This window comes from Sphingopyxis sp. RIFCSPHIGHO2_12_FULL_65_19, assembly GCF_001830555.1.
Lineage (GTDB): Bacteria > Pseudomonadota > Alphaproteobacteria > Sphingomonadales > Sphingomonadaceae > Sphingopyxis.
The window spans coordinates 80839-90907 of record NZ_MIAM01000002.1 but is presented as its reverse complement, the minus strand read 5'-3'; the positions used below and the strand labels follow the sequence as shown (position 1 = coordinate 90907).

The window sequence follows — 10069 nt, the reverse complement described above, 5'->3', positions numbered from 1 at the left end:
AAAGCTGGCGTGGCGGCGCGCTTCGACGTCGAAGATATTGTTCGCCGACAGGCTGAGCGTCAGATTTTTCGTGTCGGGCAGGGGGCGCCAGCTGAGCGACGCGTTGACGAGCGTGAAGCCGTCGGTCGGCGTCTCGAACTGCGCAACCCGGGTCTGGTCGTCGGTCCATTCGACCTCGACGCGCGCATCGACGCGTTCGCCCTGTGCCTCAAGCCCGCCGAGCACGCGCAGCGCGGGGATGCGCGGGACATTGCGATCGAGCCCGGCATTCTTGATCTTTGCGCGCGTCATGTCGGCCGTGACGTCGCCGACGATGTTGAAACCGCCGATCTGCGCCAGCCGTGCGCTCGCCTCGGCCTCGAAGCCATAGACGCGCGCGTCGCGCTGGAAATACTGGAAAACGGGCAGTTCATCCTCTTCGGCGCCGGTCGCGGCCGAATAGATGAAATTGTCGAACCAGTTTGAATAGCCGGTGAGGCTGAGGTTGAAGGCGTCGCTCTTGAACTTGAACGAGGCTTCGGCGCCCCAGTTGGATTCGCGCTTCAAATTCGGGTCGCCCAGCTCGAAGCTTTGCGTCGCGATATGCGGGCCGTTCGACAGCAGTTCCTCGGCCGAAGGCGCGCGGACCGCGCGCGATACCGACACGCCGAATTTCGCGCCGTCAAAGATGTCGTAGGTCGCGCCGAGCGCGCCCGAGAAGCTGTCGAAATTGCGCTCGAAGCCCAGCGTTTGCGCACGCACATTGGTCTTTTCGTAGCGCGCCGCGGCTTCGAGGCCGAGCGGGCCGGCGGTCAATTCCTGGAGCGTGAACAGCGCGAACTGGTCGGTCAGGTTCCGCGGCACGAACGCCTCTGCACCGATCGCGTTGAAATCGCGGTGGCTATATTGCACGCCGCTTGCCCCTCGCCAGCCGCCGCGGTCGTTCTGCGCCAGCTCGATGCGGCCTTCGACGCCCTGGTTGGTAAAGACCGTGCCGACCTCGTCGCCTTCAAACTCCGTGTGCTTATAGTCGGCAAAGCCCGCGCGGACCCGCAGCTTGTCGAAGAAGCCGTCGCCCAGCTCGACCTCGCCGCGCAGGTCGGCGCGCCACTGCTTCATGCCGATGGTGACCGGGCCTTCGCCATGGTCGTGACCGCCTTCTTCTTCCTCGCCGCCGTGGTCATGCGCGGTGTTCGGCCGGTCGGGCACACCATAGTTGGTGTCGAAATAGCCGATCGAAATGCCGAGCTGGCCGCCGTCGTTGATCAGAGACAGGCCGCCGCCCGCGGTCCAGGTTTCGCTTTGCGTATTGTCGACCTTGCCGCGCTTTCCGGCCTGTCCGGTCAATTCCGCCGCTTCGTCGAGATGGCCTTCTTCGACTTCATGTTCGGCGAGGTGGAGCAGGTCGCCGCGGATATCGGGGGCATAGACGAAGCCGCCGGTGCGGACGTCGCCCGTCTTGCGCCAGCTGCCGTCGAGATGCGCGACGATCTGCGGGCTGAGGGCGACGTCGATCGAGCTGCCGATGTTGCGGTCGTTCGCGGCGGTCGCATAGCCGCCGATCGCGTCGATATGGACATGGTCGGCGGGCACCTTGCGCGGGATACGGCGGTCGAACATGTTGACCGCGCCGCCGATTGCCTGACTGCCGAACAGGAGCACGGCGGGGCCGCGCAGAATCTCGATGCGTTCGACGGTCAGCGGGTCGATGGTGACCGCATGGTCGGCGGAGGTGTTCGAGGCGTCGATCGAGCCGATGCCGTCGGTGAGCACGCGCACGCGCTCACCGGAAAATCCGCGCAGGACGGGGCGCGACGCGCCGGGCGAGAAGCTGGTGGCCGAGACGCCCGGTTGCCGTGTGAGTGTGTCGCCGATCTGCCCGCGAATGTCGCGTGCCAGCTCGTCGCCTTCGAGCACCGACACATTGCCGAGGATGTCGAGGCTGCGGACATAAGGGGCGGTGACGACAATCGGCTCGCCGGTGTGCACATCATCGTCGCTTCCGGCCGTGGCGCGGTCCTGCGCAAAGGCCGGGGCGGCGAGGAAGAGGGCAAAGGTGAAACCGGCAGAGCAAAGCAAACGCATGAGGGGAGAGTCCTGTTGTTATGGCGACCTGATGGCGCGGGCAGTAATGATATACTGTCACAAAGACAAGCCCCGAGATGCCTTCCGGCTGCCGTTCGTCGGACGTCGATGCCCGTTAGTCGACAAACGCCGATGATTGACGGGACAAGCGAAGCTGTCTTGCGGGGCTGCGGGCGCCGCCCTAGATCATGGTTATGACTATTGCTGCAAACAGCCTCGACCTTATTGGCAACACCCCGCTGGTGCTGTTGAAAGGGCCGAGCGAAGCCACCGGCTGCGAAATCTGGGGCAAGTGCGAATATGCCAACCCCGGCGGATCGGTAAAGGACCGCGCCGCGCTGTATATCGTCCGCGATGCCGAAGCGAACGGCAGCCTGCGCCCCGGTGGCACGATCGTCGAAGGCACGGCGGGCAACACCGGCATCGGGCTGGCGCTTGTCGGCAATGCGCTCGGTTACAAGACGATCATCGTCATGCCCGACAACCAGAGCGCCGAAAAAATGGCGACGATCCGCGCGCTGGGCGCCGAGCTGGTGCTTGTCCCGCCCGCGCCCTTTGCCAATCCCGGCCATTTCGTCCACACCTCGCGCCGCATCGCCGAGGAAACCGACAATGCGATCTGGGCGAACCAGTTCGACAATATCGCCAACCGCAAATCGCATATTTTCGGCACGGCCGAGGAAATCTGGGACCAGATGGACGGCCGCATCGACGGCTTTACTTGCGCCGCGGGAACCGGCGGCACGATCGCGGGAACGGGGTTGGGGCTGAAGGCGAAAAATGCCGACATCACCATCGCGCTCACCGACCCGCACGGCGCCGGCCTCTATAACTACTATCAGTGCGGCGAGTTGAAGCCCGAAGGGTCGAGCGTCGCCGAGGGTATCGGGCAGAATCGCATCACCGGGAACCTCGACGGCGCGCCGATCGACACGCAATTCCGTATCTCCGACGCCGAGGGGCTGGCCGTCGTCCGCGCGCTGCTCGACGAGGAAGGGCTGTGCCTTGGCCTGTCGTCGGGGATCAATGTCGCGGGGGCGATGGCGCTGGCGCGGCAATTGGGCCCGGGCAAGCGCATCGCGACCATCTTGTGCGACAGCGGCTTTCGCTATCTCTCCACGCTCTACAACCCCGAATGGCTGGCGAGCAAAGGGCTGGAGCCGGCGGCATGAGCGGGATCAGGATCGACGGCACACCGCCGCCCCAACCGAAACCCGCGCCGCCGCCGCCGGTGAACGACACGATGCGCCGATTGCAGATCGGCATCGCCGGGGTTCTGACGGTGTTGCTGCTTGTCGGCATGGCGGGGCTGATCGGCGACCGCGCGCGGGAACGCGTCGAAGGCGAGGTTGCCGCGACCGCCGAGGTGAAAATGCCCGGCGATGAAGAGAAAGGCAGCGGCGCGCCGTTGGAGGAACTGGGGGTCCAGGCGGTCCAGCCCTCGTCAAAGGATGAAAATGCGGCGTCCGAGGTGAAGGTGCCGCAGCCACCGCCGTCGTCGTCGAGCGTCCCCGACCTCGAACCCGACCCCGCCCTCCAGCGGGCGCGCCAGTCGAAACAGTGACCGCCGCTTCGCGCCGGCCGATGCTGTGCGCCATCATTGCCGCCGCCGCCGTCGTCGCGCTGGCGTGGATCGCGGGCGGGCAGGCGCTGCTCGGCCGCATCGACCCGGCGCTTTGCGTTCCCCTGCTGGTGCCGCCGATGCTGCTGCTCGGCTGGTGGAACCGGCACGATGCCGCGGCCGTGCGTCTGCGCGCCGCGCTCTTTGGCTTGGTCGTCCTGGTGACGGCACAGGCGCTGCTGGCCCTGTCGCTCGCAGGATCGGCGGCGTGGCGCCAGTTGGCGCTGACGATCGTCGCGGGCGCGCTGGCCGCGTCGCTCGCCGATGCGATCGTCCAGTGGCGGCCGCGGGTCAGCATGTTGCGCTGGGCCGCCGCGCTGGCGCTTGCCGTCGGCTGGTTCGCGGCCGGTCATGCCATGCTGGCGGCGCTATACCGCCCGGCGGTCGCGGTGCGGGGCCCCGCCGTTACCATGCTCACCGGCCTGCCGCTCCGCTGGTCGGCGGGCGGGGACATGGCCGCGATGATTGCGCAAGGGACCAGGGACGATCCCGCGCTGGCGCGGCTGACCTTGGCCGGGCCATTGTCGCTGGTCGACAGCCTGGCCGATCATGTGCCGCCGCCGGGCGGGACGTTGCTGATCGCGCATCCGCGCGCGCTGGCGCCGCAGGAACTGGTCGCGATCGACGCCTTTGTGCGGGGCGGCGGACGGGCGGTTGTGCTGGCCGATGCACTTTCGGGCTGGCCCGCCCGCCACCCGCTGGGCGATCCGCGCAACGCGCCGGTGACCAGCCTGCTGACCCCGCTGCTGGACCATTGGGGCGTGACGCTGGGTGCGGCGCCGACCGAAGGGGACGGCGCGGCGTTGCTCGCCGATGTCGAGGGCGCGCGGCTTCGGCTGTCCAGCGCCGGGCGCTTCGACCTGCTGCCGCCGACATGCCGTGCCTTTGCCGACCGCCATGTCGCGCGCTGTGCGATCGGTGAGGGTGAAGCATGGCTGGTCGGCGACGCCGACCTGATCTTCGCGCCGCTATGGCGCCCGGTGGTGCCGGGTGCCGACCATCTGCGGCAGGCGGATACGATGGAATGGCTGGCGGCGCGTCTGTGGCGCGGCGGCGGGCACGGGCTGCTCGACCCGATCTGGATTCGCGCACCCGCCCTTTAGTGCGGCGTTTTCGCCCCGATTTACCCCGATCAAAACATGTCTTGCGGCGCCTTGTTGCGCCGTGGGGCCGGTATTTACCCAATTTCATGGGCCTTTTGCGGCAAATGGGGGCTAGATTCCCTATTTCACCCTAAAATACCCCTTTCCACCCCGATCTATAGTTGATATCCACGGAATCGGAGAGGGGCAATCTCCGCCTGTGTCGAACCAGCCGGATTCCTGCGATTCCGGGGACGGGGAAGTTTTGCCCGGTGGCGCATTAAGGGGGGCAGAGCGATGGCGATTGTGACGCCCGGCCAATATGCGGGCACCAACTTCGCCGCGATCGATGGCAAGGGACGCATCGCCGTTCCCTCTCAGTTCCGCAACAATGTGCCCCTTACTGCGGACGGCCAGCGCGTGCTTTGGGTCGGCTTTCACGAAAAGCTGCCGTGCCTCGTCGCTTACGGCCAGGATCAATATGACCGGCTGAACGGCGAGATCGAACGCGACCGCGAAACCGCGCGGCTGCGCAATCTCGACTTCGACGAAGATGCCGAGTTCAAGAAGCGGTTCAGCTATACCGAGCCCTATACGCTCGACGACAGCGGTCGCTTCCTTCCCAGCTTCATCCACCGCGACCGCGTCGGCGATGCCGGCGCGACGGCTTTTGTGGGATCGGGCCGCCGCCTCGAAATCTGGTGGCTGCCCACGCTGGCCGAATGCGCCGAAGCCGATCCGGTGCTTCAGCGTCTTGCGGCGTCGTGGGACCAGGCGAAAGGGAAGGGGCGCAAGTGACCGATCTTTCCCCCGACTTGCCGAGGGACCCCCGCCACGATCCGGTCCTCCGTGAAGAAGTCATCGCCGCTCTCGCCATCGTTCCGGGGGAGTGCCACGTCGATGCGACCTTCGGTGCGGGCGGCTATACCCGCGCGATGCTCGCGGCGGGGGCCGACGTCGTTGCGTGCGACCGCGATCCCGATGCGATTGCCGAGGGGCAGGCGCTGGTCGCTGAAGCGGGCGGCAAGCTGACGCTGATCCACGGGCGCTTCGGTGAAATCGACCGGCTGCTTGCCGAGCGCGGGATCGAAGCGGTCGACGGCATCACGTTCGACATCGGTGTTTCGTCGATGCAGCTCGACCGCGACGAGCGCGGATTTTCGTTCCAGAAGGACGGCCCGCTCGACATGCGCATGGCGCAGGAGGGCGAAAGCGCCGCCGACTGGCTCAACCGTGCCGACGAGACCGAGATCGCCGACGTGCTTTTCCATTATGGGGACGAGCGCCAGTCGCGCCGTGTCGCGCGCGCGATCGTCGCGGCGCGTCCGCTGTCGCGCACGGGCGAGCTGGCAAAAGTGATCCGCAAGGCGCTACGCCACCCGCCCGGCGCGCCCAAGGACCCGTCGACCAAAAGCTTTCAGGCGATCCGCATCCACATCAATGGCGAACTCGACGAGCTGGTCGCGGGGCTCAACGCCGCCGAACGGCTGCTTCGCCCCGGCGGCCGGCTGGCTGTCGTCAGCTTTCACAGCACCGAGGACCGGATCGTGAAGAATTTCCTGCGCGAACGCAGCGGTGGCGATGCCGCGGGTTCGCGTCACCGGCCCGCGCCGACTCCTCTGGCGCGGGCCGCAACTTTCGAGACCCCGGCGCGCAAGGTGCGGCCGGGCAAGGCCGAAGAGGCGCGCAACCCGCGCGCCCGTTCGGCGACGCTGCGCAGCGCGATCCGGACGTCGGCTCCGGCGCATTCGGTCCAGGGCAATTCAGGCAAGGAGATAGTGTCATGCTGATGGCGGCCCGCAAACTCCAGGGAATCGGCCTGGTCCTGCTCGTGCTCATCTTTGCGATGATGCTGTATCCCGTGTCGCTCAAGGTCGCCGCGACGCGCAGCGAACTGACGCGTATCGAACGGCAGATCGACCGGGCGCGCGACAATATCCGCTACCTTGAATCCGAACTCGCGGTGCGCGCGTCGATGCGGCAGCTGGAACAGTGGAATGCCGATACCTTTGGTTATTCGGCGCCCGATGCCGGGCAATATCTCGCCAGCGAGCGCCAGCTTGCCTCGCTTGACCGCCTGCCGCGCGCGCGCGGCGCCAACGACGTCGCGCCGGTGCTGATGGCGATGGTTTCGCCGGTCGGCACGCCGGCGCCGGTCAAGGCCGCCGCCGCGCCCAAGGCTGCCGAAAAGCCGATCGTCATCGCGCAGGCCGATATTCGCAGCGATACGCCGCCGCGGATGGCGCCGACGCGCCGCCGCGAACAGCTCAAGATGATCGAGGACCAGTTGCTCGCGGAATCGACGCTCGCCGACCTGAAGCGCGCGGCCGCGGCCGAGGCGGCAGGAGGGAAGTCCGGCCGATGAACACGCTGGTCGTCCGTCCGACCCGGGTTCGCACCGCTGGTGTGCGGCAGCAGATCCTGCTGACGGCACAGCAGCGGCTGATGATCCTGATGCTTTTGTTCGCGGCGGCCTTTTTCCTGGTTTCGGTGCGGCTTGTCTATTTCGCCCTGTTCGACCCATCGTCGAGCCGCGGCGCCGCGACCGCTTTCATTCCGGCGCGGGCCGACATCGTCGACCGCAACGGCGTGCCGCTGGCGCGCACGATCGACGGATATTCGATCCGCGTCGTTCCGTCGAAGCTGCTCAACAACCGGCAATATCTGGCCGACGAGTTGCACAAGATTTTTCCCGACATGTCGCGCGAGGACCTTTTGGCGAAGCTCAGCGGTTCGCGCCCTACCTATATCCGCCGCCGTGCGCTGCCCGACCAGGTCGCGGCGGTGAACGCGATCGGCGACGTCGGTTTCGATTTTCCGCGCGAGAAGGAACGCCTCTATCCGCAGCTCAGCCTGGCGGCGCATGTGCTGGGCTTCACCAATGCCGAGGGGCATGGCGTCACCGGCGTCGAGGGGGCGTTCGACCAGCGCCTGACCGACAAGGCGACGCGCGGGCAGCCGCTGGCGCTGTCGATCGACGCGCGCGTGCAGGGCGTGCTGGAAAGCGAATTGAGCGCGGCGGTCGCCAACCTGGAAGCGATCGGCGGCGCGGGCGTGATCCTCGACGTCCACACCGGCGAAGTTGCGGCAATGACGTCGCTGCCGACCTTTAACCCCAACAAATTGACCGGCAGCGATCCGGCGACGCGCCGCAACGCCGTGACCTATAATCTCTACGAGCTGGGTTCGACCTTCAAGCCCTTGTCGATTGGCGCGGCGATCGACGATGGCGTGGTGACGAACATGGCGCGCCGTTACGACGCGACGGCGCCGCTACCGATCGCCGGATTCCGCATCCGCGACAGTCATCCCGGCCGCTGGTATAATGTTCCCGAAACGCTGATCGAAAGCTCGAACATCGCGACCGCGCGCATCGCCGACGAACTGGGCCGCGAGAATCTGGAACGCCTGTTTCGCAATCTCGATTTCGACAAGCGGCCCGAAATCGACCTGAAGGAACGGGCCTTCCCGCTGTGGCCGAAGGATTGGGGCCGGGTGACGACGATGACGACCAGCTATGGTCACGGCATCGCGGTCACCCCGATGCATCTTGCCAGCGCCTATGCGGCGCTGGTCAATGGCGGCATCTATCGCCCCGCGACGCTGATGAAGCTTGGCGACAAGGCGCCGCCGCAGGGGCGCCGGGTGTTCAAGGCGACTACGAGCGCGCGGATGCGCCAGCTGCTTCGCCTGATCGTTTCGGACGGCACCGGAAAACAGGCGAACGCGGCGGGATTTCGCGTCGGTGGCAAGACGGGATCGGCCGAAAAGCCGGGCGCGGGCGGCTATCGCCGTCATTCGCTCGTGTCGACCTTCTCGGCGGCTTTTCCGATGGACAATCCGCGCTATGTGGTGATCGTGATGATCGACGAGCCCAAGGGCAATGCCTATAGTTCGGGCCAGCGCACCGCGGGGTGGACTGCCGCGCCGGTGGTGCGCAAGGTCGTCACGCGCGCCGGGCCGATGCTGGGCGTATTCCCCGACGAAAGCCGCGACGTCGATGTCTCCGAACTCACCCCGCTGCTGCGGAAAGGCGAGGAATCGCACTGATGCGTCTCACCGCGCTGCTCGACGATCAGGGGCTGGAGGGCAGCGATCCCGTCGTCACGGGACTCGCGATCGATCATCGCAAGGTTGCGCCGGGCACGATTTTCGGCGCCTTTGTCGGTGAGAAGTTCAACGGCGAGGATTTCATCGCCGCCGCGGTCGCAGCGGGCGCCGTGGCGATCGTCGCGCGGCCCGAGGCGAAGGTGGAGGGCGCGATTCACGTCGCCGACGCCAATCCGCGCCGCGCCTTTGCGCACATCGCCGCGCGCTTCTTTCACCGCTTTCCGGCGACCTGTGTCGCGGTGACGGGCACCAACGGCAAGACATCGACCGTCGAGATGACGCGTCAGCTGTGGCGCATGGCCGGCTTCAACGCCGCCTCGATCGGCACGCTGGGCATCACGACCTCGATCGACAGCGCCTCGACGGGTCTGACCACCCCCGACATCGTCACCTTCCTGTCGAACATGTCGGGTCTGGCCGCCGAGGGTGTGACTCATGCAGCGTTCGAGGCGTCGAGCCATGGTCTGGACCAGTATCGCACCGAGGGCCTGTCGGTGAAGGCGGCGGCCTTCACCAACCTCAGCCACGATCACCTCGACTATCATGGCACGATGGAGGCGTATCTCGCGGCCAAGATCCGGCTTTTTTCCGAAGTCGTCGAAGCGGGCGGCGCGGCGGTGGTGTGGGCCGACGATGGATATTCGGCGCCGGTGATCGACGCGGCGACGACGCGCGGCATCCGCCTGCTGACCGTGGGGGCCGCGGGCGAGGCGCTTCGTCTGGTCTCGCGCGAGCCGACCCAGCTCGGCCAGTCGATCATCGTCGCCGTGGGCGAGGCGACGCACCAGGTCGACCTGCCGTTGATCGGGGCCTACCAGGTTGCGAACGCGCTGGTATCGGCGGGTCTCGTCATCGCGACCGGCGGCGACGCCGCGCAGACGCTTGGCAATCTCGCCCGGCTTCAGCCGGTGCGCGGACGGCTCGAACGCGCTGCGATTACAAGGGCCGGCGCTCCGGTCTATGTCGATTATGCGCACACCCCCGATGCGATCGAAGCCGCGCTCGACGCGCTGCGTCCGCACGCGAGCGGGCGGCTGATCCTGGTGTTCGGTGCGGGCGGCGACCGCGACCAGGCGAAGCGCCCCGCGATGGGCAAGGTTGCCGCGGCAAAGGCCGAGGTGCTGTTCATCACCGACGACAATCCGCGCGGCGAAGATCCGGCGGTGATCCGCGCCGCGATTGCCGCTGGCGC

General features: G+C 66.9%; 8 protein-coding genes and 1 pseudogene. 8 read left to right on the top strand and 1 reads right to left on the bottom strand.

Annotated elements, in window-relative coordinates; all coding sequences use genetic code 11:
• A partial coding sequence (locus A3E77_RS00620; protein ID WP_293642973.1) for a TonB-dependent receptor occupies positions 1-2064 on the bottom strand: 2064 nt, incomplete at its 3' end.
• Positions 2065-2258: 194 nt separating this feature from the next.
• Here A3E77_RS00620 and A3E77_RS00615 point away from each other — a divergent pair.
• The 8 genes and pseudogenes from A3E77_RS00615 to A3E77_RS00580 all read left to right on the top strand — a co-directional run.
• A complete protein-coding gene (locus tag A3E77_RS00615; RefSeq protein WP_293642972.1) occupies positions 2259-3236 on the top strand; it encodes a cysteine synthase A in 978 nt (325 codons plus the stop codon).
• A complete protein-coding gene (locus tag A3E77_RS00610; protein ID WP_293642971.1) occupies positions 3233-3628 on the top strand; it encodes a hypothetical protein in 396 nt (131 codons plus the stop codon). The genes A3E77_RS00615 and A3E77_RS00610 overlap by 4 nt, the downstream gene beginning before the upstream one ends.
• Positions 3629-3648: 20 nt before the next feature.
• The gene (locus A3E77_RS00605; protein ID WP_293642970.1) at positions 3649-4788 is read left to right on the top strand and encodes a Gldg family protein; all 1140 of its coding nucleotides are present in this window, start codon (positions 3649-3651) and stop codon (positions 4786-4788) included.
• A gap of 276 nt (positions 4789-5064) precedes the next feature.
• On the top strand, positions 5065-5565 hold the full coding sequence (locus A3E77_RS00600; RefSeq protein ID WP_293642969.1) for a division/cell wall cluster transcriptional repressor MraZ: 501 nt from the start codon (positions 5065-5067) through the stop codon (positions 5563-5565).
• On the top strand, positions 5562-6557 hold the full coding sequence (rsmH, locus tag A3E77_RS00595; RefSeq protein ID WP_293642968.1) for a 16S rRNA (cytosine(1402)-N(4))-methyltransferase RsmH: 996 nt from the start codon (positions 5562-5564) through the stop codon (positions 6555-6557). The genes A3E77_RS00600 and rsmH overlap by 4 nt, the downstream gene beginning before the upstream one ends.
• Positions 6551-7132, top strand: coding sequence for a hypothetical protein (locus tag A3E77_RS00590; protein WP_293642967.1), 582 nt, complete (start codon positions 6551-6553; stop codon positions 7130-7132). Before rsmH ends, A3E77_RS00590 begins: the two co-directional genes overlap by 7 nt.
• Positions 7129-8817 carry a peptidoglycan D,D-transpeptidase FtsI family protein gene (locus tag A3E77_RS00585; protein WP_293642966.1) on the top strand — a complete coding sequence of 563 codons (1689 nt, stop codon included), beginning with the start codon at positions 7129-7131 and terminating at the stop codon, positions 8815-8817. Before A3E77_RS00590 ends, A3E77_RS00585 begins: the two co-directional genes overlap by 4 nt.
• Positions 8817-10069, top strand: a pseudogene (locus tag A3E77_RS00580) (UDP-N-acetylmuramoyl-L-alanyl-D-glutamate--2,6-diaminopimelate ligase); the annotation flags it as partial. The gene A3E77_RS00585 and the pseudogene A3E77_RS00580, both read left to right, overlap by 1 nt.